General features: G+C 55.1%; 21 protein-coding genes. 19 read left to right on the top strand and 2 right to left on the bottom strand.

The window, feature by feature from the left end:
* Positions 1 to 11: 11 nt before the first annotated feature.
* The 8 genes from iscU to sseB all read left to right on the top strand — a co-directional run bounded on the left by iscU (position 12) and on the right by sseB (position 6,098).
* Entirely contained in the window at positions 12 to 398 is a 387-nt protein-coding gene (gene iscU, locus WB371_RS17700) for a Fe-S cluster assembly scaffold IscU (protein ID WP_002913991.1), read from the top strand.
* Positions 399 to 417: 19 nt separating this feature from the next.
* Entirely contained in the window at positions 418 to 741 is a 324-nt protein-coding gene (iscA, locus tag WB371_RS17695; protein ID WP_003037681.1) for an iron-sulfur cluster assembly protein IscA, read from the top strand.
* A gap of 76 nt (positions 742 to 817) precedes the next feature.
* Positions 818 to 1,333 (top strand): co-chaperone HscB, encoded by a 516-nt coding sequence (hscB, locus tag WB371_RS17690; RefSeq protein WP_336221339.1) that lies wholly within the window; start codon positions 818 to 820, stop codon positions 1,331 to 1,333.
* A 15-nt stretch (positions 1,334 to 1,348) separates the two neighbouring features.
* Positions 1,349 to 3,199: a Fe-S protein assembly chaperone HscA gene (gene hscA, locus WB371_RS17685; RefSeq protein WP_336221338.1), complete on the top strand. Its 1,851-nt coding sequence runs from the start codon at positions 1,349 to 1,351 to the stop codon at positions 3,197 to 3,199.
* A 1-nt stretch (position 3,200) separates the two neighbouring features.
* Positions 3,201 to 3,536, top strand: a complete 336-nt coding sequence (gene fdx, locus WB371_RS17680) for an ISC system 2Fe-2S type ferredoxin (RefSeq protein WP_042291414.1) — start codon at positions 3,201 to 3,203, stop codon at positions 3,534 to 3,536.
* Positions 3,537 to 3,547: 11 nt separating this feature from the next.
* Positions 3,548 to 3,748 (top strand): Fe-S cluster assembly protein IscX, encoded by a 201-nt coding sequence (gene iscX, locus WB371_RS17675; RefSeq protein ID WP_004104502.1) that lies wholly within the window; start codon positions 3,548 to 3,550, stop codon positions 3,746 to 3,748.
* A 178-nt stretch (positions 3,749 to 3,926) separates the two neighbouring features.
* On the top strand, positions 3,927 to 5,210 hold the full coding sequence (pepB, locus tag WB371_RS17670; protein ID WP_336221337.1) for an aminopeptidase PepB: 1,284 nt from the start codon (positions 3,927 to 3,929) through the stop codon (positions 5,208 to 5,210).
* A gap of 111 nt (positions 5,211 to 5,321) precedes the next feature.
* Entirely contained in the window at positions 5,322 to 6,098 is a 777-nt protein-coding gene (sseB, locus tag WB371_RS17665; protein WP_336221336.1) for an enhanced serine sensitivity protein SseB, read from the top strand.
* 61 nt (positions 6,099 to 6,159) lie between these two features.
* Here the strand turns inward: sseB and sseA are convergent, their stop codons facing one another.
* On the bottom strand, positions 6,160 to 7,002 hold the full coding sequence (gene sseA / locus WB371_RS17660) for a 3-mercaptopyruvate sulfurtransferase (RefSeq protein WP_336221335.1): 843 nt from the start codon (positions 7,000 to 7,002) through the stop codon (positions 6,160 to 6,162).
* 208 nt (positions 7,003 to 7,210) lie between these two features.
* Here sseA and WB371_RS17655 point away from each other — a divergent pair, with 208 nt between their 5' ends.
* The 11 genes from WB371_RS17655 (at position 7,211) to WB371_RS17605 (ending at position 23,876) form a co-directional block, all read left to right on the top strand.
* Positions 7,211 to 12,151: an alpha-2-macroglobulin gene (locus WB371_RS17655; protein WP_336221334.1), complete on the top strand. Its 4,941-nt coding sequence runs from the start codon at positions 7,211 to 7,213 to the stop codon at positions 12,149 to 12,151.
* The gene (gene pbpC / locus WB371_RS17650) at positions 12,152 to 14,464 is read left to right on the top strand and encodes a peptidoglycan glycosyltransferase PbpC (protein ID WP_336221333.1); all 2,313 of its coding nucleotides are present in this window, start codon (positions 12,152 to 12,154) and stop codon (positions 14,462 to 14,464) included.
* Positions 14,465 to 14,599: 135 nt separating this feature from the next.
* Positions 14,600 to 15,031: a nucleoside-diphosphate kinase gene (ndk, locus tag WB371_RS17645; protein WP_336221332.1), complete on the top strand. Its 432-nt coding sequence runs from the start codon at positions 14,600 to 14,602 to the stop codon at positions 15,029 to 15,031.
* Positions 15,032 to 15,211: 180 nt separating this feature from the next.
* Entirely contained in the window at positions 15,212 to 16,378 is a 1,167-nt protein-coding gene (locus tag WB371_RS17640; protein WP_336221331.1) for a bifunctional tRNA (adenosine(37)-C2)-methyltransferase TrmG/ribosomal RNA large subunit methyltransferase RlmN, read from the top strand.
* Between the two features lie 287 nt (positions 16,379 to 16,665).
* Entirely contained in the window at positions 16,666 to 17,652 is a 987-nt protein-coding gene (gene rodZ, locus WB371_RS17635) for a cytoskeleton protein RodZ (RefSeq protein WP_336221330.1), read from the top strand.
* A gap of 26 nt (positions 17,653 to 17,678) precedes the next feature.
* Entirely contained in the window at positions 17,679 to 18,797 is a 1,119-nt protein-coding gene (ispG, locus tag WB371_RS17630) for a flavodoxin-dependent (E)-4-hydroxy-3-methylbut-2-enyl-diphosphate synthase (RefSeq protein WP_206164453.1), read from the top strand.
* Between the two features lie 110 nt (positions 18,798 to 18,907).
* Positions 18,908 to 20,182, top strand: coding sequence for a histidine--tRNA ligase (hisS, locus tag WB371_RS17625; RefSeq protein WP_336221329.1), 1,275 nt, complete (start codon positions 18,908 to 18,910; stop codon positions 20,180 to 20,182).
* Positions 20,183 to 20,195: 13 nt separating this feature from the next.
* A complete protein-coding gene (locus tag WB371_RS17620) occupies positions 20,196 to 20,816 on the top strand; it encodes a YfgM family protein (protein WP_336221328.1) in 621 nt (206 codons plus the stop codon).
* 10 nt (positions 20,817 to 20,826) lie between these two features.
* Positions 20,827 to 22,005, top strand: coding sequence for an outer membrane protein assembly factor BamB (gene bamB, locus WB371_RS17615; protein ID WP_336221327.1), 1,179 nt, complete (start codon positions 20,827 to 20,829; stop codon positions 22,003 to 22,005).
* A 118-nt stretch (positions 22,006 to 22,123) separates the two neighbouring features.
* Positions 22,124 to 23,596, top strand: coding sequence for a ribosome biogenesis GTPase Der (der, locus tag WB371_RS17610; RefSeq protein ID WP_042999836.1), 1,473 nt, complete (start codon positions 22,124 to 22,126; stop codon positions 23,594 to 23,596).
* Positions 23,597 to 23,654: 58 nt separating this feature from the next.
* Positions 23,655 to 23,876, top strand: coding sequence for a zinc ribbon domain-containing protein (locus WB371_RS17605; protein WP_336221326.1), 222 nt, complete (start codon positions 23,655 to 23,657; stop codon positions 23,874 to 23,876).
* Between the two features lie 5 nt (positions 23,877 to 23,881).
* On the opposite strand, the gene xseA is transcribed toward WB371_RS17605, so the two are convergent.
* A complete protein-coding gene (gene xseA, locus WB371_RS17600; protein ID WP_336221325.1) occupies positions 23,882 to 25,261 on the bottom strand; it encodes an exodeoxyribonuclease VII large subunit in 1,380 nt (459 codons plus the stop codon).
* Positions 25,262 to 25,385: the final 124 nt, after the last annotated feature.

The following is a 25,385-nucleotide window of genomic DNA, read 5'->3' as shown; positions in this document are numbered from 1 at the left end:
GAGAATTCATCATGGCTTACAGCGAAAAAGTAATCGATCATTACGAGAATCCACGTAACGTGGGCTCTTTTGACAACAGCGACGAGAACGTGGGCAGCGGTATGGTCGGCGCACCGGCCTGTGGCGACGTCATGAAGTTGCAGATCAAAGTTAACAATGAAGGTATCATTGAAGACGCGCGTTTCAAGACTTACGGCTGCGGTTCCGCTATCGCCTCCAGTTCTCTGGTCACCGAATGGGTGAAAGGCAAGTCCCTGGACGAAGCGCAGGCGATTAAAAACACTGACATCGCCGATGAGCTTGAACTGCCGCCAGTGAAAATTCACTGCTCGATTCTGGCAGAAGACGCAATCAAAGCCGCCATTGCGGACTACAAAAGCAAACGTGAAGCAAAATAAGAAGAGTTGAGGTTTTATTATGTCGATTACACTTAGCGACAGTGCAGCAGCGCGAGTAAATACCTTCCTGGCAAACCGTGGTAAAGGGTTTGGCCTGCGTCTGGGCGTGAGAACCTCAGGCTGCTCAGGTATGGCGTATGTACTGGAATTTGTTGATGAACCGGCGGCAGAAGACACCGTGTTTGAAGACAAAGGCGTTAAGGTCGTGGTTGATGGTAAAAGCCTGCAATTTCTCGACGGTACGCAGTTAGACTTTGTGAAAGAAGGTCTGAACGAAGGGTTTAAATTCACTAACCCGAACGTGAAAGACGAGTGTGGTTGCGGCGAAAGCTTCCACGTGTAACTTGCGTTATCCGAAAACCCCGCCGTAGCCCTGCTGCGTGTGGGGTTTGTTCTAACAGGCTACCCCTGAGAATGTTATGGACTACTTCACCCTCTTTGGCTTACCGGCCCGTTATCAGCTCGATACGCAGGCGCTGAGCCTTCGTTTTCAGGATCTGCAACGCCAGTATCACCCTGATAAATTTGCCAGTGGCACGCAGGCGGAACAGCTTGCCGCCGTACAGCAATCCGCCACCATTAATCAGGCCTGGCAAACGTTGCGTCACCCTTTGATGCGCGCAGAGTACCTGCTTTCGCTACACGGTTTTGATCTCAGCAACGAGCAGCACACGGTGCGCGATACCGCATTCCTGATGGAACAACTGGAACTGCGCGAAGAGCTTGATGAGATAGAACAGGCGAAAGACGAGGCGCGGCTGGAACCCTTTATCCAGCGCGTGAAAAAGATGTTTGATAACCGCCATCAAAAGCTAGTGGAACAACTGGATAACGAGACGTGGGACGCTGCGGCCGATACCGTGCGTAAACTACGTTTTCTCGATAAACTGCGAAGCAGTGCAGAACAACTCGAAGAAAAACTGCTCGATTTTTAATTTTCGGAAGCAATTATGGCCTTATTACAAATTAGTGAGCCGGGACTGAGTGCTGCGCCGCACCAGCGTCGTCTGGCGGCGGGCATCGATCTCGGAACCACCAACTCTCTGGTCGCAACCGTACGTAGCGGTCAGGCGGAAACGCTGGCCGATCACGATGGCCGTCATCTGCTGCCGTCAGTCGTTCACTACCATCAGCAAGGCCACACGGTGGGGTACGATGCGCGTACTAATGCCGCACGGGATACCGCGAATACCATTAGCTCAGTCAAACGCATGATGGGGCGCTCGCTGGCCGATATTCAGGCCCGTTATCCCCATTTGCCGTACCGTTTTCAGGCAAGTGAAAACGGCCTGCCAATGATTGAAACGGCGGCGGGTTTGCTGAATCCGGTCCGTGTGTCTGCCGATATTCTCAAAGCACTGGCGGCGCGCGCCGCTGAATCGCTTTCCGGCGATCTCGACGGCGTGGTGATTACCGTACCGGCCTATTTTGACGATGCCCAGCGTCAGGGAACCAAAGATGCTGCGCGTCTGGCGGGCCTGCACGTGCTGCGCCTGCTTAATGAACCGACCGCCGCGGCGATTGCCTACGGTCTGGATTCCGGTAAAGAGGGCGTTATCGCGGTGTATGACCTCGGTGGCGGGACCTTCGATATCTCCATTCTGCGTCTGAGTCGCGGGGTGTTTGAAGTGCTGGCGACGGGCGGAGATTCCGCGCTGGGCGGCGATGACTTCGACCATCTGCTGGCGGATTATATCCGTGAACAGGCGGGAATTGCCGATCGCAGCGATAACCGTGTTCAGCGTGAACTGCTGGATGCCGCTATCGCCGCGAAAATCGCCCTTAGCGATGCCGGGTCCGTCACCGTGAACGTGGCGGGCTGGCAGGGCGAGATTACGCGTGAACAGTTCAACGACCTCATCTCCGCGCTGGTGAAGCGTACATTGCTGGCCTGCCGTCGCGCCCTGAAAGATGCCGGCGTTGAGGCGCAGGATGTGCTGGAAGTGGTGATGGTTGGCGGGTCGACTCGCGTCCCGCTGGTGCGTGAGCGCGTAGGTGAATTCTTTGGGCGCCCGCCGCTGACCTCAATCGATCCGGATAAAGTGGTCGCTATCGGTGCGGCAATCCAGGCCGATATCCTGGTCGGCAACAAGCCGGACAGTGAAATGTTGCTGCTGGATGTGATCCCGCTGTCGCTGGGACTGGAGACGATGGGCGGCCTGGTCGAGAAAGTGATCCCGCGTAATACCACCATTCCGGTGGCGCGCGCCCAGGACTTCACCACCTTCAAAGATGGCCAGACCGCGATGTCTATCCACGTGATGCAGGGCGAACGTGAGCTGGTGCAGGACTGCCGTTCGCTGGCGCGCTTTGCGCTGCGCGGTATCCCGGCGCTGCCCGCAGGCGGCGCGCACATTCGCGTCACCTTCCAGGTGGATGCGGACGGTCTGTTAAGCGTCACGGCGATGGAGAAGTCCACTGGCGTAGAAGCATCGATTCAGGTTAAGCCCTCTTATGGTCTGACCGACAGTGAAATTGCCTCTATGATTCAGGATTCGATGAGCTTTGCCGAACAGGACGTAAAAGCCCGTATGCTGGCAGAGCAAAAAGTCGAAGCGGCGCGCGTGCTGGAGAGTTTAACCGGCGCGCTGACCGCTGATGCCGCGCTGCTCAGCGCCGCAGAACGTCAACGCATTGACGATGCCGCCGCGCACTTACGCGAGGTGGCGCAGGGCGATGATGTTGACGCTATCGAACACGCCATTAAAAACGTAGACAAACAAACCCAGGAATTCGCTGCTCGCCGCATGGACCAGTCTGTCCGTAGCGCGCTGAAAGGCCATTCCGTGGACGAGGTTTAATATGCCAAAGATTGTTATTCTGCCTCATCAGGATCTCTGTCCGGATGGTGCAGTTCTGGAAGCGAAGACCGGTGAAACCATTCTTGACGTTGCCCTGCGCAACGGTATCGAGATTGAACACGCCTGTGAAAAATCCTGTGCCTGTACCACCTGCCATTGCATCGTGCGTGAAGGTTTTGACTCCCTGCCGGAAAGCACGGAAGAAGAAGACGACATGCTGGATAAAGCCTGGGGACTGGAGCCGGAAAGCCGTTTAAGCTGCCAGGCTCGCGTCACTGAAGACGATCTCGTGGTCGAAATCCCACGTTACACCATCAATCATGCGCGTGAGCATTAACCGAGGACAGTATGGGACTCAAGTGGACCGATAGCCGCGAAATTGGTGAAGCGCTGTATGACGCTTTCCCCGATCTCGATCCAAAGACCGTTCGCTTCACCGATCTTCATCAGTGGATTTGCGATCTTGAGGAGTTTGACGACGACCCCAACGCATCCAATGAAAAAATTCTGGAGGCGATTCTGTTAGTCTGGTTAGATGAAGCAGAATAATTTCCCCGTCATGCTTCACGCTGCAGATGCGTTGGCCGCGCTCGCTCACCCCAGTCACAGAGTTATCTCTGCTCCCGGGGATTCGCTCGATTGCCGCTTTCCTGCAGCGCGAATCATTTAGTGGAATGAACATACGGGCTGCCATGAGGCGGCCCGTTTGCTAATAAGGATAAATAACATGACAGAAGCCATGAAAATTACGCTTTCCACACAACCCGCTGACGCACGCTGGGGTGAAAAAGCCACATACAGTATCAATAACGAGGGTATTGCCCTGCACCTTAATGGGAAAGATGACCTGGGCCTTATTCAGCGTGCGGCACGTAAAATCGACGGCCTTGGTATCAAACATGTTCAACTGGCCGATGATGGCTGGGATGCTGACCGTTGCTGGGCATTCTGGCAGGGTTACAAAGCGCCGAAGGGTAGCCGTAAAGTGGAGTGGCCAGCGCTGGACGATGTGCAGCGTCAGGAGCTGGATAACCGTCTGACCATTATTGACTGGGTACGCGACACCATTAACGCCCCGGCGGAAGATCTGGGGCCAGAGCAACTGGCGCAGCGCGCCGTTGACCTGCTGTGCAGCGTCGCGTGCGATCACGTCGCTTACCGCATTACCAAAGGTGAAGATCTGCGCGAGCAGAACTACATGGGACTGCACACCGTCGGTCGCGGTTCTGAACGTCCGCCAGTCCTGCTGGCGCTGGACTACAACCCAACGGGCGACAAAGAAGCTCCGGTTTACGCTTGCCTGGTCGGTAAAGGGATTACCTTTGATTCCGGCGGTTACAGCATTAAACAAAGCGCCTTTATGGATTCGATGAAATCCGATATGGGCGGTGCCGCAACGGTTACAGGCGCGCTGGCGTTTGCCATCACACGTGGACTGAACAAGCGCGTGAAGCTGTACCTGTGCTGCGCGGATAACCTGATCAGCGGTAACGCGTTTAAGCTGGGCGATATTATCCACTATCGCAACGGTAAAAACGTCGAAGTGATGAATACCGATGCTGAAGGACGTCTGGTTCTGGCAGACGGTCTGATCGATGCCAGCGCACAGAAACCGGAGTTGATCATCGATGCCGCAACGCTGACCGGTGCTGCGAAAACGGCGCTGGGTAACGACTACCATGCGCTGTTCAGCTTTGATGATCAACTGGCGAACCGCCTGTTGGCAAGCGCTGCCGCAGAGAATGAAGCCTTCTGGCGTCTGCCGTTGGCGGAGTTCCACCGCAACCAGTTGCCGTCAAATTTCGCTGAACTGAACAATACCGGCAGCGCGGCGTATCCGGCTGGGGCGAGCACCGCCGCTGGGTTCCTGTCGCACTTTGTGGAAAACTACCAGCAGGGCTGGCTGCATATCGACTGCTCCGCAACCTATCGTAAAGCGCCGGTTGAGCAGTGGTCTGCCGGGGCGACCGGTCTGGGTGTGCGTACGATTGCGAACCTGTTGACTGCCTGAGTTTGTCGCTTTGTAGGCCGGGTAAGCGTTAGCGCTATCCGGCATTTTGCCTGATGGCGACGCGTTGCGTCTTATCAGGCCTACATTAATCTGTACATGATCTGTGATCCTATGGCCGAAACAAAAAACGAATTAGAAACTTTACTGGAGCAAGCCGCGACGGAACCCGCGCACCGTCCGGCATTTTTCCGTACCTTACTGGAGTCTACCGTCTGGGTGCCAGGCACTGCGGCAGAAGGCGAAGCGATTGTTGAAGACAGCGCCCTGGACCTTCAACACTGGGAAAAAGAGGACGGCACAACCGTCATTCCTTTTTTCACCTCTCTGGAGGCGTTGCAGCAGGCGGTGGAAGAGGAACAGGCGTTTGTGGTAATGCCTGTTCGTACGCTGTTTGAGATGACGCTCGGCGAAACGCTGTTCCTCAACGCCAAACTGCCAACCGGCAAAGAGTTCATGCCGCGAGAAATCAGCCTGCTGATAGGGGAAGAGGGCAATCCGCTCAGTACCCAGGAAGTGCTGGAAGGCGGCGAGTCACTGATCCTTTCCGAAGTGGCTGAACCGCCAGCGCAGATGATAGATTCGCTGACCACCTTGTTTAAGACCATTAAACCGGTGAAGCGCGCGTTTCTCTGTTCCATCAAAGAGAATGCGGACGCGCAGCCCAATCTGCTGATTGGTATTGAAGCAGACGGAGATATTGAAGAGATTATCCACACTGCCGGTAGCGTGGCGATGGATACGATACCGGGGGATGAGCCTGTCGATATTTGCCAGGTGAAGAAAGGTGAGAAGGGGATTAGCCACTTTATCACCGAGCATATTGCGCCGTTTTATGAACGCCGCTGGGGTGGGTTCCTGCGCGATTTCAGGCAAAACCGCATTCTTTAAAAACAGGTTTTGTTTGGTTTCCAGGCCGGATAAGCATATGCGCCATCCGGCACTGCAACCATTACGCCGGTTCTACCGGTAAATCCGCTCGCGCACCCCATTCGCTCCACGCACCGTCATACAATGCCACATTCGGTACGTCGAGCGTGGCGAGCGCCAGTACGACGACGGCCGCCGTTACACCGGAGCCACAGCTGGCGATGATCGGGCGATCAAAGCTGACCCCGTGACGAAAGAAGATGGCATCCAGTTCGTCGGTGGTTTTCAGTTCGCCGTCCTGAACCAGTTCCGTCCACGGTACATTCAACGCGCCAGGCACGTGCCCGCGTCTGAGTCCCGGACGGGGCTCATCAACTTCAGCATTAAAACGCGCCGCCGGACGCGCATCGACAATCTGAGCGCTTTTCTCATGGCTGGCGAGCAGAACATCGGTAACGCGTACTACCGCTTCCGGCGTGAACGCGACATCAAAGTCGCCTTCCGGCAATTCAACGTCGCCTTCTTGCAACGGCAACTCATCACGTTTCCAGCCCGCGAGTCCCCCAGCCAAAACAGACACCTTCTCAACGCCAAACGTGCGCAGCATCCACCACGCGCGTGGGGCGGAGAACAGGTTTCCTTCGTCATAGACGATCAGATGTTTATCCTGATGAACACCCAGTTCACGCATCGCCACGGCGAAAGCTTCCGGGCGCGGCATCATATGCGGCAGAGGTGAAGTGTGGTCGGAGAGCGCCTCAATATCAAAAAATACCGCTCCCGGAATATGCCCGGAACGATACTCTTGCGCGACGTCGCGATCTTCCTGACCCGGCGGCGCCATACGGGCGTCGATAATTTGAATGTGCGGATCGTCAATATGTTCGGCAAGCCAGTCGGCAGCGACAAACCAGGCAGTGGACATAGGCGTCTCCATTTAATAGCCAGATGAAGGGCAAATTGTCGAACCTTTGCAGGCAAGGGGCAAGTAAAAGAGGCCGATTTGTCCGGCGAAGCCACATTTATGAAGTAAATTCAGACAACAGAAGCAGGTTAGAGACTTACACAAAGATAAATCTCACGCATAATAATAGTTCAACGTTGCTAACGGCCGTGTTGGCCAGGGATGAAAAATGAGACACATGCGTTTAGCCGCCTGCATCATGATGCTGATGATGGCGGGGTGTGATAACAACGACAAACCGTCTGGAGCGCCGAAAAGCGATGTCGATACGCCTGTCGCGCAAACCACGCCAGCGAAGAAAGATCCGGCGCAGTTGCAAAAACTGGCGCAACGGAGCGAAGGTAAAACGCTGACGCTGCTGGATGCTTCCGAAGTGCAACTGGACGGTGCTTCGACGTTAGTGCTGACTTTTTCCATCCCGTTAGATCCCGAACAGGACTTTACCCGTACTGTACATGTCGTCGATAAGAAAAGCGGCAAAGTCGATGGCGCATGGGAGCTTTCCACCAATCTCAAAGAGTTACGCTTACGTCACCTGGAGCCGAACCGCGAACTGGTGGTGACCATTGAACGCGAACTTAAAGCGCTCAACAAAGCGACCTTTGAGATTGATTATGAGAAAACCCTGACCACACGGGATGTCCAGCCAAGCGTTGGTTTTGCCAGTCGCGGCTCATTGCTTCCAGGAAAAGTTGTGGCAGGGTTGCCGGTGATGGCGCTTAATGTGAACAACGTTGACGTGAACTTTTTCCGCGTGAAGCCTGAGTCGCTGGCGGCATTTGTCAGCCAGTGGGAGTACCGAAACTCAGTCTCAAACTGGGAGTCCGAGAATCTGCTGAAAATGGCCGATTTGGTGTATACCGGCCGCTTCGATCTCAATCCTGCGCGCAACACCCGTGAAAAACTCCTTCTTCCTCTGAGCGAGATTAAACCGCTGCAGGAGGCGGGAGTGTATGTCGCGGTGATGAACAAAGCCGGGAAGTACGAATACAGCAACGCCGCAACCTTATTTACGCTCAGCGATATCGGTGTATCGGCTCATCGTTACCAGAATCGCCTCGACGTCTTCACGCAAAGCCTGGAAAACGGCGCCGCGCAGCAGGGGGTGGATGTTGCCTTGCTGGACGAAAAAGGCCAGACGCTGGCGAAGGCGACCAGTGATGGTAAAGGCCATGTCCAACTGGAAAATAACAAAAATGCGGCATTGTTGTTGGCCCGCAAAGCGGGTCAAACCACGCTGCTGGATCTGAAACTTCCGGCGCTGGATCTGGCGGAATTTGATATCGCGGGAGCGCCAGGCTACAGCAAACAGTTCTTTATGTTTGGCCCGCGTGACCTCTATCGTCCGGGTGAAACAGTGATCCTCAACGGTCTGCTGCGCGACAGCGACGGCAAGATGCTGCCCGATCAGCCGGTGAAACTGGAAGTGGTAAAACCCGATGGTCAGGTGATCCGTACGGTTGTCAGTCAACCGGACAACGGGTTGTATCGCTTTACCTACCCGCTGGACGGTAGCGCGCCGACCGGTATGTGGCACATTCGCGCCAACACCGGAGACAACCAGACCCGGATGTGGGATTTCCACGTTGAAGATTTTATGCCGGAGCGGATGGCGCTGAATCTCACTGGTCAAAAAACGCCAATTTCCCCGGCCGATCCGGTGAATTTCTCGGTGGTGGGTTATTACCTGTATGGCGCACCGGCGAACGGTAATGCGCTACAGGGGCAACTGTTCCTGCGTCCACTGCGTGAGGCCGTACCGACGCTGCCGGGCTTCCAGTTTGGCGATGTTGCGGAAGAAAACCTGTCGCGCAGTCTCGATGAAGTGCAGCTTAACCTGGATGAAACGGGACGTGGCAATGTCAGCATCAACAGCCAGTGGAGCGAAACACACTCACCGTTGCAGGTCATATTGCAGGGGAGTTTGCTGGAGTCCGGCGGTCGCCCGGTGACGCGTCGTGCTGAACAGGCAATCTGGCCCGCAGACACGCTGCCGGGCATTCGTCCACAGTTTGCCGTCAAAGCGGTGTACGACTACCGCACCGATACAACGGTGAATCAACCGATTGTCGATGAAGACAGTAATGCCGCCTTTGATATTGTGTATGTCGATGCGCAAGGCATGAAGAAAGCAGTATCCGGTCTGCAGGTGCGTTTGATTCGTGAACGTCGTGACTATTACTGGGACTGGATAGAGAGCGAAGGCTGGCAGTCACGCTTTGATCAAAAGGATCTGGTGGAAGGTGAGCAGACGCTGGATCTGCAGGCCGATGAAACCGGTAAAGTGACCTTCCCGGTGGAGTGGGGCGCATACCGCCTCGAAGTAAAAGCGCCAAACGATTCGGTCAGTAGCGTGCGCTTCTGGGCGGGATACAGTTGGCAGGATAACAGCGACGGTAGCGGAGCTGCGCGTCCGGACCGCGTCACGCTGAAGCTGGACAAGCCGGCCTATCGCCCGGGCGACACGATGAAGCTGCATATTGCGGCACCCGCCGCAGGCAAAGGCTATGCGATGGTGGAATCCAGCGAAGGTCCGCTGTGGTGGCAAGAGATTGATGTCCCGGCCGAAGGGCTTGATCTGTCTGTTCCGGTTGATAAATCCTGGAATCGTCATGATTTGTACCTGAGCACGCTGGTGGTACGTCCGGGGGATAAATCGCGTTCCGCCACGCCGAAACGCGCCGTTGGCTTGCTGCATTTGCCGTTAGGAGATGAAAACCGCCGCCTGGATCTGGCACTGGAAAGCCCGGCAAAGATGCGTCCGAATCAACCGCTAACGGTGAAGATTAAAGCCAGCAGTAAAAATGGCGAAACGCCAAAACAGGTGAATGTGCTGGTGTCGGCGGTCGACAGCGGTGTGCTGAACATTACCGACTACGTCACACCGGATCCGTGGCAGGCATTCTTTGGACAAAAACGCTATGGCGCGGATATTTACGACATTTACGGTCAGGTGATTGAAGGCCAGGGGCGTCTGGCGGCCTTGCGCTTTGGTGGTGATGGCGATGAACTGAAACGCGGCGGAAAACCGCCGGTCAACCATGTGAACATCGTTGCCCAGCAGGCGCAACCGGTCATGCTTAATGAGCAGGGCGAAGGCAGTGTGACGTTGCCGATCGGTGATTTTAACGGCGAACTGCGCGTGATGGCCCAGGCATGGACGGCAGATGATTTTGGCAGCAATGAAAGCAAAACGATTGTTGCCGCCCCGGTTATTGCTGAACTCAATATGCCGCGCTTTATGGCATCCGGAGATACTTCACGGCTGGTGCTGGATGTCACCAACCTCACCGATCTTCCACAATCGCTGAACGTCGCCCTGAGCGCCAGCGGGCTGATTGAACTGGTTAGCGAGCAACCTGCGCAGGTTAATCTGAAACCGGGTGTGCGCACCACTCTGTTTATCCCTGTCCGCGCGAAAGAAGGGTTTGGCGAGGGTGAACTCCAGGCGACGCTCAGTGGGCTAACCGTACCAGGAGAGAATATCGGGCCGCAGCAAAAGCAGTGGAAGATTGGCGTACGTCCGGCCTTCCCGGCGGAAACGGTCAATAACGGCGTAATGCTTCAGCCGGGTGAACAGTGGACGCCATCGGCCGATGCGTTAGCGAATTTCTCTCCGGCAACGTTGCAGGGGCAGTTACTGTTCAGCGGTAAACCGCCGTTGAATCTGGCGCGCTACATTCGTGAACTGAAGGCCTACCCTTATGGCTGTCTTGAGCAAACCACCAGTGGTCTGTTCCCGTCACTTTATACCAACGCAGAGCAGTTAAAATCGTTGGGTATTGCGGGTGACACTGATGAGAAACGTCGTGCAGCCATTGAAACGGGCATTTCCCGCCTGCTGCAAATGCAACGGGATAACGGGGGCTTTGCCCTGTGGGATAAAAATGGGCCGGAAGAGTACTGGTTGACCGCGTATGCGATGGACTTCCTGGTCCGCGCGGGTGAGCAGGGCTACAGCGTGCCGACAGAGGAAATCAATCAGGGGAATGCCCGCCTGCTGCGTTATCTGCAGGATCCGGGAATGATGTCGATTCGTTACTCTGACAACAGCCAGGCGAGCAAATTTGCGGTGCAGGCTTATGCTGCGCTCGTACTGGCGCGCCAGCAGAAAGCGCCCCTTGGCGCACTGCGTGAGATCTGGGAGCGTCGAGATCAGGCGGCTTCCGGTTTACCGTTGCTGCAACTGGGCATTGCGTTAAAAACGATGGGCGATGCGAAACGCAGTGACGAGGCGGTGACACTGGCGTTGTCGACGGCGCGAAACGATCAACATCAGTGGATAGGCGATTACGGCAGTTCGCTTCGTGATAACGCCCTGATGCTGGCGCTGCTGGAAGAGAATAAGCTGAAACCTGATGTGCAAAATGCGCTGCTGAACACCCTCTCTGAACAGGCGTTTGGTCAACGCTGGCTGTCAACGCAGGAAAATAATGCGCTGTTCCTGGCGGCCCGCTCATTGCAGGATTTACCCGGCACCTGGCAGGCACAGACGTCATTGGCTGAACAGCCGCTGACAGGTGATAAAGCGCAAACCCGCAATCTGAATGCGGATCAGCTCGCTGCGCTTCAGGTGACAAATAACGGTAATCAACCGCTGTGGCTGCGCCTTGACGCCAGTGGCTATCCGCAAACAGCACCGACATCTGCCAGCAATGTATTGCAGATTGAACGTCATATCCTCGGCACCGATGGTCAAAGTAAATCGCTGGAAACGCTGCGTAGCGGCGATCTGGTGCTGGTCTGGCTGGAAGTGAAAGCCAGCCAGAATGTGCCAGATGCGCTGGTGGTGGATCTGCTGCCTGCTGGACTGGAACTGGAGAACCAGAATCTGGCGAATGGCAGTGCCAGCCTGCAGGACAGCGGCAGCGAAGTACAAAATCTTCTCAATCAGATGCAACAGGCCAATATTGAGCATGTGGAGTTCCGTGACGATCGCTTTGTGGCAGCCGTGGCAGTGAATGAGGGGCAGCCGGTTACGCTGGTCTATCTGGCGCGAGCGGTGACGCCTGGCACCTATCAGGTTCCCGTACCGATGGTGGAATCAATGTACGTTCCGCAGTGGCGAGCGACGGGGACATCTGAGGGGCCGCTGATTGTTAAACCGTAAATGAGGCGTCTGTTGGGTAAGCGCGGTGGTTGGCTTTGGCTGATCGCCGCGCCTGGTTTGCTTGTTTTTGCGGCCTGGTCGGCAGATAAGATCTGGCCGCTGCCTTTGCGCGAGGTAAATCCGGCGCGCGTGGTGGTGGCCTATGATGGCACGCCGCTGTGGCGGTTTGCTGACGCAGACGGGATCTGGCGTTATCCGGTCACGCTCGACGAAGTTTCCCCGCGCTATCTGGAAGCGCTTATCAACTATGAGGATCGCTGGTTCTGGTCGCACCCCGGCGTGAATCCTTTTTCTGTCCTTCGCGCGGCCTGGCAGGATTTAACGTCCGGGCGCGTTATTTCCGGCGGCAGCACGCTGACCATGCAGGTAGCGCGTCTGCTTGACCCGCATCCCCGCACCTTTGGCGGTAAGTTCCGCCAGCTCTGGCGCGCGCTGCAACTCGAGTGGCATCTTTCCAAACGCGACATTTTGACGCTCTACCTTAATCGCGCGCCGTTCGGCGGTACGTTGCAGGGGGTCGGTGCCGCAAGCTGGGCGTATCTCGGTAAACCGCCCACACAGCTCAGCTATGCTGACGCCGCTTTACTGGCCGTGCTGCCGCAGGCACCGAGTCGGCTGCGTCCCGATCGCTGGCCAGAGCGCGCAGAGATCGCGCGTAATAAAGTGCTGGAGAGGATGGCCACCCAGGGCGTCTGGTCGCAAAGCCAGGTTAAGGAGTCGATGGAGGAGCCTGTCTGGCTCACCCCGCGCCAAATGCCGCAACTGGCGCCGTTGTTCTCGCGGATGATGCTTGGCAAAAGCCAGCGCGACAAAATCGTCACGACCCTGGATGCCGGGCTGCAACGACAACTGGAAGAGCTGGCGCAAAACTGGAAGGCCCGACTTCCTGCCCGTAGTTCGCTGGCGATGATCGTCGTTGATCACACCGATATGAGCGTGCGCGGTTGGGTTGGGTCGGCCGATCTGAATGACGATACGCGTTTCGGATATGTGGATATGGTCAACGCGATTCGTTCGCCGGGCTCGGTACTGAAGCCTTTTGTGTATGGCCTGGCGCTGGATGATGGATTAATTCATCCGGCGTCTTTATTACAGGACGTCCCGCGGCGAACCGGGGATTATCGGCCAGGCAATTTTGACAGTGGTTTTCATGGTCCGGTTAGTATGAGTGAAGCGCTGGTTCGCTCCTTGAATTTACCGGCGGTACAGGTGCTGGAAGCCTACGGCCCGAAACGCTTTGCGGCGAAGCTGCGCAACATCGGGCTGCCGCTGTATCTGCCCGTCGGCGCGTCTCCCAATCTCTCACTGATTCTGGGCGGGGCAGGGGCGCGGCTTGAGGATATGGCCGCGGGATACAGTGCATTCGCCCGCCACGGCAAGGCCGGAAAACTTCGTCTGCAGCCAGACGATCCGCTGATTGAACGCCCCCTGATGTCGGCTGGCGCGGCGTGGATTATCCGGCGGATTTTAGCCGATGAAGCCCAGCCGTTACCCGATAATGCTCTGCCGCGCGTGGCACCGCTGGCCTGGAAAACCGGCACCAGCTACGGTTATCGTGATGCGTGGGCGATCGGTCTGAACGCGCGCTATGTCATCGGTATCTGGACGGGCAGACCGGATGGTACGCCCGTTGCCGGACAGTTCGGTTACGCCAGCGCAATCCCGCTGCTCAATCAGGTGAACAATCTGCTTTTAGCGCGTGGCGCATCGTTACCTGAAGACCCACGTCCACAGTCAGTGACCCGCGGTGTGGTGTGCTGGCCCGGAGGCCAATCCCTTCCTGAGGGTGACAGCAATTGCCGTCGACGGTTGTCCACTTGGCTGCTGGAGGATGCTCAACCCCCGACACTGCAACTACCAGAACAAGAAGGTGTGAACGGCATTCGTTTCCCGGTCTGGCTGGACACGCAGGGTAAACGTGTGGCCGCCGATTGTCCTCAGGCGCGGGAGCAGACGCTGGTTGTCTGGCCGTTACCGCTGGAGCCGTGGCTACCCGAATCAGAGCGTCGTCGCGCGCGCTTATCGTTGGCCTCTACGGAATGCCCGCCACAGGGAGAAGATCACACGCTGCCGCTGCTGCTGTCAGGAATCCGCGACGGTGCGATTGTGAAAAAGCTGCCGGGGGCCGCCGCAGTGAGTTTAGTTATTCAGAGCAGCGGCGGGGCAGGAGAACGCTGGTGGTTCCTCAATGGCGAGCCGCTGAAAGATCGTGGTAGCAGCATTACGCTCCGTCTCAGTGAAAAAGGGGACTATCAGTTACTGGCGATGGATGAAAGAGGACAGGTTTCTACGGTGAGATTTGCGCTGCAGTAGACTATGTTGACATTTTTTGTTGCTAATACTCATCTTATTTTAAAGAAATGTTACCTTCATCCATATGCAATAGCCAGGATGCTCTTTATAATCCGCGCCAGGTAAAACACAACAGAACATCTTTCAGAGGTAATCATGGCTATTGAACGTACTTTTTCCATCATCAAGCCAAACGCGGTGGCAAAAAACGTTATTGGTAATATCTTTATGCGCTTTGAAGCCGCAGGGTTCAAAATTGTCGGAACCAAAATGCTCCATCTGACCGTTGAGCAGGCGCGTGGATTCTATGCTGAACATGACGGTAAACCGTTCTTTGACGGCCTGGTCGAGTTCATGACCTCGGGTCCGATCGTCGTTTCCGTGCTGGAAAGCGAAAACGCGGTACAGCGTCACCGCGATCTGCTGGGTGCGACCAACCCGGCAAATGCACTGGCAGGTACGCTGCGCGCAGACTACGCAGACAGCTTCACCGAAAACGGCACTCACGGTTCGGATTCTCTGGAATCGGCCAAACGTGAAATCGCGTTTTTCTTTGGTGAAGGCGAAGTGTGCGCTCGTACGCGCTAATTCCCTTTTTCTGACGCATACTATTCGGGAATAATTTTTCGGTAAAAGCCGCGTGCAAACGTGGCATCCTTGCGCCAGACTTTGTACAATGCAACGCCCCGGATGAGCTACTGCTTGCCGGGGCGTTTCTTTTCAACCTCCCATGGGCCATAACGTGTAACAACGAGGCCGGAAAAAATTATGTCTGAATTAGTTAACACCTCCGAAATAGTCACCCCTGCGGTTCCCAATAAAAATGGAAAAATCAATCTGTTGGATTTGAACCGTCAGCAGATGCGCGAATTCTTTAAAGAGATGGGCGAAAAGCCGTTCCGCGCCGATCAGGTGATGAAGTGGATGTATCACTATTGCAGCGACAACTTTGATGAAATGACGGACATCAACAAAGTGCTGCGCAATAAGCTTAAAGAAGTGGCGGAAATCCGCGCGCCAGAAGTGGTTGAAGAACAGCGCTCTTCCGATGGCACCATCAAATGGGCGATTGCGGTGGGCGATCAGCGCGTTGAAACGGTCTATATTCCTGAAGAGGATCGCGCCACGCTGTGTGTCTCTTCTCAGGTAGGCTGTGCGCTGGAGTGCAAATTCTGTTCGACGGCGCAGCAGGGCTTTAACCGTAACCTGCGTGTTTCTGAAATTATTGGTCAGGTATGGCGTGCGGCAAAAATTGTTGGCGCGGCGAAAGTTACCGGTCAGCGTCCGATCACCAACGTAGTGATGATGGGCATGGGTGAGCCGTTGCTCAACCTGACCAACGTGGTGCCTGCGATGGAAATCATGCTTGATGATTTCGGCTTCGGTCTGTCCAAGCGTCGCGTCACCTTGTCAACGTCCGGCGTGGTGCCGGCTCTCGATAAATTAGGTGACATGATTGACGTCGCACTGGCGATTTCACTGCATGCGCCGAACGATGAAATTCGTGACGAAATCGTTCCGATTAACAAAAAGTACAATATCGAAACTTTCCTGAGCGCGGTTCGTCGTTATCTGGAGAAATCCAATGCCAACCAGGGACGTGTCACCATTGAATACGTCATGCTGGACCACGTTAACGACGGGACAGAACATGCGCATCAACTGGCAGAATTGCTGAAAGATACGCCTTGTAAGATCAACCTGATCCCCTGGAACCCGTTCCCGGGCGCGCCTTATGGCCGCAGTTCCAACAGCCGGATCGATCGTTTCTCGAAGGTTTTGATGAGTTACGGCTTTACCACCATCGTGCGTAAAACCCGCGGTGATGATATCGACGCTGCTTGCGGGCAGTTGGCTGGAGACGTTATCGATCGTACGAAACGTACGCTGCGTAAGCGTTTGCAGGGTGTATCCATCGACGTGAAAACAGTCTGATGCGGATTGCGTCACAGTATGATTTTTGTACTGTGGCGTAATGTTATTTGTATGAGTGCGGAGGTTATACTTTCCTGCTCAAGAATAACGGTGCGTTTTTGTTGACTTTGAGGCAGTATGTACGGTGCAACAATAGTTTAGCCTCTGGCAAGAGCTGTTTTTGTTAAGTGTGACCTGACAGGTTTATACTGTCTGACTAAGGTTAACTGACCAGATATTTCGCGGTGTGGGTGGGTATTGTGACTCGCCAGCACCTGAATCTTAATTTTCACCAGCAGCTGTAGCGAATGAATACTGAAGCCACGCACGACCAACATGAAGCACAAACCACCGGCGTTCGTCTGCGCAATGCCCGTGAACAACTCGGACTCAGCCAGCAGGCTGTCGCTGAGCGACTTTGCCTGAAGGTTTCTACTGTACGCGATATTGAAGACGATAAGGCGCCAGCTGATTTAGCGTCAACGTTCCTGCGCGGATATATCCGCTCTTATGCGCGTCTGGTCCATATTCCTGAGGAAGAACTGCTGCCAGGACTGGAGAAGCAGGCACCTGTTCGCGCTGCGACCGTGGCACCCATGCAGACTTTTTCGTTAGGCAAACGCCGCAAAAAGCGCGATGGCTGGTTGATGACCTTTACCTGGCTGGTGCTGTTCGTGGTTGTGGGACTGACGGGCGCATGGTGGTGGCAAAACCACAAGGCGCAACAGGAAGAGATCTCCACGATGGCCGATCAATCCTCCGCAGAGCTGAACGCCAACAGCGACAATTCGCAGAGCGTACCGTTGGACACCACTGCGTCAGCAGGTCAGGACAATACACCTGCGCCAGCCGCGCCGTCTGACAACGCGCAAACGCCTGCGCCATTGACCGCAGCACCTGCCCCGGAAGTGGATTCGCAGCAGAACGCCGTGGTAGCCCCTTCCCAGGCTAACGTTGATACCGCGACGACCTCCGCAGCACCTACCTCGCCAGATGGCGCGAACAATCCGGCAGGCGTTGAGGCGGCAGCCGATCCTAACGCGCTGGTGATGAATTTCACCGCGGATTGCTGGCTGGAAGTGAGCGATGCGACGGGCAAAAAACTGTTCAGCGGTATGCAACGCAAAGACGGGAGCCTAAACCTTATCGGCCAGGCGCCCTATAAGCTTAAAATTGGCGCGCCGGCCGCGGTACAGATCCAGTATCAAGGAAAACCTGTCGATCTGAGCCGTTTTATCAGAACTAACCAGGTTGCGCGTCTGACCCTTAATGCCGAACCATCACCGGCGCAGTAACAGACGGGTAACGCGGGAGATTTTTCATGCATAACCAGGCTCCAATTCAACGTAGAAAGTCAACGCGTATTTACGTTGGGAATGTGCCGATTGGCGATGGGGCTCCCATCGCCGTACAGTCGATGACCAATACGCGCACCACCGATGTGGACGCGACGGTTAATCAGATTAAAGCGCTGGAACGTGTTGGCGCTGACATTGTTCGTGTTTCCGTACCGACCATGGATGCAGCAGAAGCCTTCAAACTGATCAAACAGCAGGTTTCTGTTCCGCTGGTGGCCGATATTCATTTTGACTACCGCATTGCGCTGAAAGTGGCGGAGTACGGCGTTGATTGCCTGCGCATCAACCCGGGCAATATCGGTAACGAAGAGCGTATCCGCATGGTAGTGGATTGCGCCCGCGACAAGAATATCCCCATTCGTATTGGCGTTAACGCCGGCTCGCTGGAAAAAGATCTGCAGGAAAAATATGGTGAACCTACGCCGCAGGCCTTGCTGGAATCGGCAATGCGCCATGTGGATCACCTCGATCGCCTGAACTTTGATCAGTTCAAAGTGAGCGTGAAAGCGTCAGATGTTTTCCTCGCGGTGGAATCCTATCGCCTGCTGGCAAAACAGATCGATCAGCCGCTGCATCTCGGGATCACCGAAGCGGGCGGCGCACGCAGTGGCGCGGTGAAATCGGCGATTGGTCTGGGATTACTGCTGTCCGAAGGGATCGGCGATACCTTACGTGTTTCGCTGGCGGCGGACCCGGTAGAAGAGATCAAAGTTGGCTTTGATATTCTGAAATCCTTGCGCATCCGAGCTCGCGGGATCAACTTTATCGCCTGTCCTACCTGCTCACGTCAGGAGTTTGACGTGATCGGTACGGTCAACGCGCTGGAGCAGCGTCTGGAAGATATCATTACGCCGATGGATGTTTCTATCATTGGCTGTGTGGTGAATGGACCGGGTGAAGCGTTAGTCTCAACGTTGGGCGTCACCGGCGGCAACAAGAAAAGTGGTCTCTATGAAGATGGTGTTCGTAAAGATCGTCTGGATAATAGCGATATGATTGACCAGCTTGAAGCCCGCATTCGTGCCAAAGCAACCATGCTCGACGAAGCGCAGCGTATCAATGTGCAGCAGGTTGAGAAATAATAACGTGATGGGAAGCGGCCTGCTTCCCGTGTATGATTGAACCCGCATGGCTCCCGTCTCGTTCGGGGAAGCGCTGAGGGTTCATTTTTATATACAGAAAGAGAATAAACGTGGCAAAAAACATTCAAGCCATTCGCGGCATGAACGATTATCTGCCTGGCGAAACCGCCATCTGGCAGCGCATTGAAGGCACACTCAAAAACGTGCTCGGCAGCTACGGTTACAGTGAAATCCGCTTGCCGATTGTAGAGCAGACCCCGTTATTCAAACGTGCGATTGGTGAAGTGACCGACGTCGTTGAAAAAGAGATGTACACCTTTGAGGACCGCAATGGCGATAGCCTGACGCTGCGTCCGGAAGGAACGGCAGGTTGTGTCCGCGCCGGCATCGAGCATGGTCTCCTGTACAATCAGGAACAACGTCTGTGGTATATCGGGCCGATGTTCCGCCATGAGCGTCCGCAGAAAGGGCGTTATCGCCAGTTCCATCAGTTGGGCGCCGAAGCCTTTGGCCTGCAAGGGCCGGATATTGATGCTGAGCTGATCATGTTGACTGCGCGTTGGTGGCGTGCGCTGGGTATCGCGGAGCATGTGAATCTGGAGCTGAACTCTATTGGCTCTCTGGAAGCCCGTGCGAACTATCGCGATGCGCTGGTGGCGTTCCTGGAACAACACGTTGAGAAACTGGACGAAGACTGTAAACGCCGGATGTATTCCAACCCGCTGCGCGTACTGGATTCGAAAAATCCGGATGTGCAGGCGCTGCTTAACGATGCCCCTCAGCTCGGTGATTACCTGGACGAAGACTCTCGCGAACACTTTGCCGGTCTGTGCAAACTGCTGGAAGCCGCAGGCATTGCCTACACCGTCAATCAGCGTCTGGTACGCGGTCTCGACTACTACAACCGCACCGTGTTTGAGTGGGTGACCAGCAGTCTGGGGTCCCAGGGAACCGTCTGTGCCGGTGGACGTTATGACGGGCTGGTCGAGCAACTTGGCGGTCGTGCGACCCCGGCGGTTGGCTTCGCGATGGGACTGGAACGACTTGTTTTACTGGTTCAGGCCGTGAATCCGGAATTTAAAGCCGATTCTGTTGTCGATATATACCTGGTCGCTGCAGGTGCGCAAACGCAGTCTGCAGCAATGACACTGGCTGAACGCGTTCGTGATGAAATCCCGGGGGTGAAGCTGATGACAAACCATGGCGGCGGCAACTTTAAGAAACAGTTTGCCCGGGCTGACAAATGGGGTGCCCGCGTTGCACTGGTGCTTGGCGAGTCTGAAGTGGCTGCCGGTACTGTTGTAGTGAAAGATTTGCGCTCCGGTGAGCAAACTGAAGTTGCACAGAATAGCGTTGCAGCCCATTTGCGCACGTTAATGGCTTAAGGAGAAGAACTGCGTGGAAATTTACGAGAACGAAAACGACCAGGTTGAGGCGATTAAACGCTTCTTTGCCGAAAACGGCAAAGCGCTGGCTGTTGGGGTCATTTTAGGCGTTGGCGCGCTGATCGGCTGGCGCTACTGGACCAGTCATCAGACTGAATCCGCACGCTCTGCTTCTCTGGCGTACCAGAACGTGGTGAGTTCACTCAGCGCGGGTAAAGAGGAAAACTTGTCTGCGGCTGAGAAATTTGCAGCAGACAATAAAAATACATACGGTGCGCTGGCTTCGATGGAACTGGCGCAGAAGTTTGTTGACCAGAATCAACTGGAGAAAGCTGCAGCTCAGCTTCAACAGGGACTGGCTGCAACCAGTGATGAAAACCTTAAAGCGGTGATCACATTGCGTCTTGCCCGGGTTCAGGTACAACTCAAGCAGGCGGATACGGCGCTGAAAACCCTCGAAGGTGTGAAGGGGGAAGGATGGGCAGCCATCGTTGCCGATCTGCGTGGCGAAGCGCTGCTGAGTAAAGGTGATAAACAAGGTGCGCGTAGTGCGTGGGAAGCGGGCGTGAAAAGTAACGCCTCTCCGGCACTGAGCGAAATGATGCAGATGAAAATCAATAATTTGTCCATCTGAGAGGGACCCGATGCAATTGCGTAATTTACTTCTGCCAGGGCTGCTTTCCGTTACCCTGTTGAGCGGCTGTTCACTGTTTAGTGGCGAAGAAGACGTTGTTAAAATGTCCCCATTGCCGGTGGTTGAAAATCAGTTTACCCCATCCACCGCATGGAGCACTTCTGTCGGGAATGGTATCGGTGATTTCTATTCCAACCTCCATCCAGCGTATGCCGATAACGTGGTCTATGCAGCCGATCGCGCTGGCGTGGTGAAGGCATTGAACGCTGACGACGGTAAAGAAGTCTGGGCGGTTAATCTGGGAGAGAAAGAGGGTTGGTTCTCACGTTCACCGGCACTTCTGTCGGGGGGCGTAACGGTCGCGGGTGGTCATGTTTATCTGGGTAGCGAAAAAGCACAGGTTTACGCACTGAACGCGGCGGATGGTACTGTTGCATGGCAGACCCGAGTGGCTGGTGAAGCGCTGTCCCGTCCGGTGGTGAGTGACGGTCTGGTGTTAATTCACACCAGTAATGGTCAGCTCCAGGCACTTAACGAAGCCGATGGCGCCATTAAGTGGACGGTAAACCTCGATATGCCGTCGCTGTCCCTGCGTGGCGAATCCGCGCCGGCAACTGCCTTTGGTGCAGCTATTGTCGGTGGCGATAACGGCCGCGTAAGCGCGGTGTTGATGCAGCAAGGTCAGATGATTTGGCAGCAGCGTATTTCTCAGGCGACAGGCTCTACCGAAATCGATCGTTTGAGCGATGTTGATACGACTCCGGTTATCGTCAATGGCGTCGTTTACGCTCTGGCTTATAATGGAAACCTGACAGCGCTGGATCTGCGTAGCGGTCAGATCATGTGGAAACGTGAACTGGGATCCGTGAATGACTTTATCATTGACGGCAACCGTATTTATCTGGTTGATCAGGATGATCGCGTGCTGGCGCTCACGACCGATGGTGGTGTGACGCTGTGGACGCAGAGCGATCTGCTACACCGTCTGCTGACTTCTCCAGCCCTGTATAATGGTAATCTGGTGGTTGGGGATAGCGAAGGCTACCTGCACTGGCTGAATGTCGAAGATGGCCGTTTTGTGGCTCAGCAGAAAGTCGACAGCTCTGGCTTCCTGACTGAACCGGTCTCGGCCGATGGCAAACTGTTGATCCAGGCGAAAGACGGTACTGTGTATTCCATTACACGTTAATCGTCCCGGTCGTATGCTTTAAAAAACGGCTCCTGGTACAGGGGCCGTTTTCCTGTTTTTAACAGCGGCGCAAAAATCGCGTCTGCTGTGTGATGATTTTTAAAATGAGGCTTTAAACATGGTACCTGTGGTCGCGCTTGTCGGGCGCCCTAACGTCGGAAAATCCACGTTATTTAACCGTCTAACCCGCACCCGAGACGCGCTGGTTGCGGATTTCCCGGGTCTGACTCGTGACCGTAAGTACGGTCGTGCGGAGATTGAAGGCCGCGAGTTTATCTGTATTGATACCGGCGGGATTGATGGCACCGAAGATGGCGTAGAAACGCGCATGGCGGAACAGTCGCTGCTGGCGATTGAAGAGGCCGATGTGGTGCTGTTTATGGTGGATGCCCGTGCTGGCCTGATGCCTGCGGATGAAGCCATCGCCCAGCATTTACGCTCCCGTGAAAAACCCACCTTCCTGGTCGCCAACAAAACGGACGGACTCGATCCGGATCAGGCGATTGTTGATTTCTACTCACTGGGTCTGGGTGAAATCCACCCGATCGCCGCTTCTCATGGCCGTGGCGTTCTCAGCCTGCTGGAACATGTTCTGCTGCCGTGGATGGACGATGCCGCGCCACAGGAAGAGGTGGATGAAGACGCCGAGTACTGGGCGCAGTTCGAAGCCGATGAGAATGGGGAAGAAGAGCCGGAAGATGACTTCAATCCGCAGGATTTGCCCATCAAGCTGGCGATTGTCGGTCGTCCGAATGTCGGTAAGTCCACACTGACTAACCGAATTCTGGGTGAAGACCGCGTCGTTGTGTACGATATGCCGGGCACGACCCGCGACAGCATCTATATTCCGATGGAGCGTGATGAGCGCGAATATGTTCTCATCGATACCGCCGGGGTTCGCAAGCGCGGCAAAATCACCGATGCGGTAGAGAAATTCTCGGTTATCAAGACATTGCAGGCGATCGAAGACGCTAACGTGGTGCTGTTGGTGATTGATGCCCGTGAAGGTATCTCTGACCAGGACCTGTCGCTGCTGGGCTTTATCCTCAATAGTGGGCGCTCACTTGTGATTGTTGTGAACAAGTGGGACGGGTTGACTCAGGAAGTCAAAGAGCAGGTGAAAGAGACCCTCGACTTCCGTCTGGGCTTTATCGACTTTGCGCGCGTACACTTTATCTCTGCGCTGCACGGCAGTGGCGTCGGTAACCTGTTTGAATCTGTCCGCGAAGCGTATGACAGTTCCACCCGTCGTGTGAGCACGGCGATGCTGACTCGCATCATGACAATGGCTGTTGAAGATCATCAGCCGCCGCTGGTGCGTGGTCGCCGAGTGAAGCTGAAATACGCTCATGCGGGGGGCTATAACCCGCCGATTGTGGTGATTCACGGTAATCAGGTTAAAGACCTGCCGGATTCCTACAAACGCTATCTGATGAACTACTTCCGTAAATCGCTGGAAGTGATGGGGACGCCGATCCGCATTCAGTTTAAAGAAGGCGAGAACCCGTACGCTAACAAGCGCAATACGTTGACGCCGACCCAGATGCGTAAGCGTAAGCGTCTGATTAAACACATTAAGAAAAGCAAATAATCCGTCACGCCCTTTCCGTTTGGAGAGGGTGTTATCAACAGGAATGTGAGGAGATTGTATGGCGCTAAGCTGTCCCGTTTGTCAGCAACCGCTGGAACACAATGGCGACACCGCACATTGCGCGGCCTGTAATACAGACTATCACGTTGAGGCGCAGTGCCCTGACTGTCACAAGCCGCTCCAGGTGTTAAAAGCCTGTGGTGCCGTGGATTATTTTTGCCAGAACGGCCACGGATTAATCTCGAAAAAACGCGTTGAGTTTGTCGTTACTGACAGATAAAGCGATTATTTCAGCGCCGGTTTGTGTTTTCGCGTGGTTTTCACCGGTGTCACATCGGTAATCTGGCTTTCCACCCAGCCATCTTCCAGTCGGGTGGTCATGACATCACCCGTTTTTACCTGCTTCACTTTTTTCAGCACTTTGCCATCAGTCGCCGTGGAGACGCTGTAACCGCGCGCCAGTGTGGAGAGAGGACTGACGGCTTCCAGGTGCGTTACGGTGTTCCCGAAGCGTTCGCGTGAGGCACTCAGGCGAGAACGCATGTTTTCTGCCAGACGGTATTCCAGTTGCTGAATCCGGCTTTGCACCCGGTGAATGCGTGATTGGGGATTTTGCTGATTCAGGCGTTGCAGCAGGCGGGATTGCTGCTGGCTACCGCGTTTGAGTTGGCTGTCGATAGCCGCATTCATACGCTGGTGTAATCGCTCCAGGGCCGTTTGCTGACGTGCGAGACGCAACTGCGGGTGCTGCTGTTGCAGACGATGATAAATCTGGGTAAACCGACGGCTGCGGTTGGCCAGAAAATAATCCATTGCCATGCCCAGACGCTGCTGTACTGACAGGATCTGACGTAACAACTCTTGCTGATTCCGACTGACCATTTCCGCCGCCGCCGAAGGTGTTGGCGCCCGCTGGTCGGCAATGAAATCGGCGATGGTGACATCGGTTTCGTGTCCGACGGCGCTCACCACCGGAATAGCGCTGGCAAAAATCGCGCGGGCGACGCGTTCGTCGTTAAAGCTCCACAAATCTTCCAGCGACCCGCCACCGCGTCCGACGATCAGAACGTCACATTCCTGCCGACGATTCGCCAGTTCTATAGCACGCACGATCTGCCCCGGCGCGTCGTCACCCTGAACGGCGGTCGGATAGATAATGACCGGTAAAGAGGGATCGCGGCGTTTCAGTACATGGAGAATATCGTGCAGCGCGGCGCCGGTTTTCGAGGTGATCACCCCGACGCAATGTGCAGGAGAGGGCAGCGGCTGCTTGTGTTGCTGATCAAACAGCCCTTCAGCCTGCAGTTTGGCTTTTAACTGTTCATATTTCTGCTGCAGCAGACCTTCTCCGGCGGGCTGCATGCTTTCGACGATGATCTGATAATCGCCGCGCGGTTCATACAGCGTAATGTTGGCGCGTACCAGTACCTGTTGACCATGCTGTGGTCGAAAGGTGACCCGTCGATTGCTGTTGCGAAACATCGCACAGCGGACCTGCGCCGTGTCATCTTTCAGCGTGAAGTACCAGTGCCCCGATGAGGGCTGCGAGAAATTGGAAATCTCACCGCTGATCCAGACCTGACCCATCTCCTGCTCTAACAGCAGACGAACCGTCTGATTAAGGCGGCTAACGGTAAAAATTGCGGGGGACTGAGTGGATAACATGTGAGCGGGATCAAATTCTAAATCAGCAGGTTATTCAATCGATAGTAACTCGCCTGCATATGAGCGCAAGCATTTTTTGCAAAAAAGTGTGGATGCAACCGATTACGCTCTGTATAATGCCTCG

Origin of the sequence: Citrobacter amalonaticus (assembly GCF_037053465.1) — a bacterium.
Taxonomy (GTDB): Bacteria; Pseudomonadota; Gammaproteobacteria; order Enterobacterales; family Enterobacteriaceae; genus Citrobacter_A; species Citrobacter_A amalonaticus_H.
Note: the sequence above shows the minus strand (reverse complement) of the source record. Positions and strands in the feature narration are given on the sequence as shown.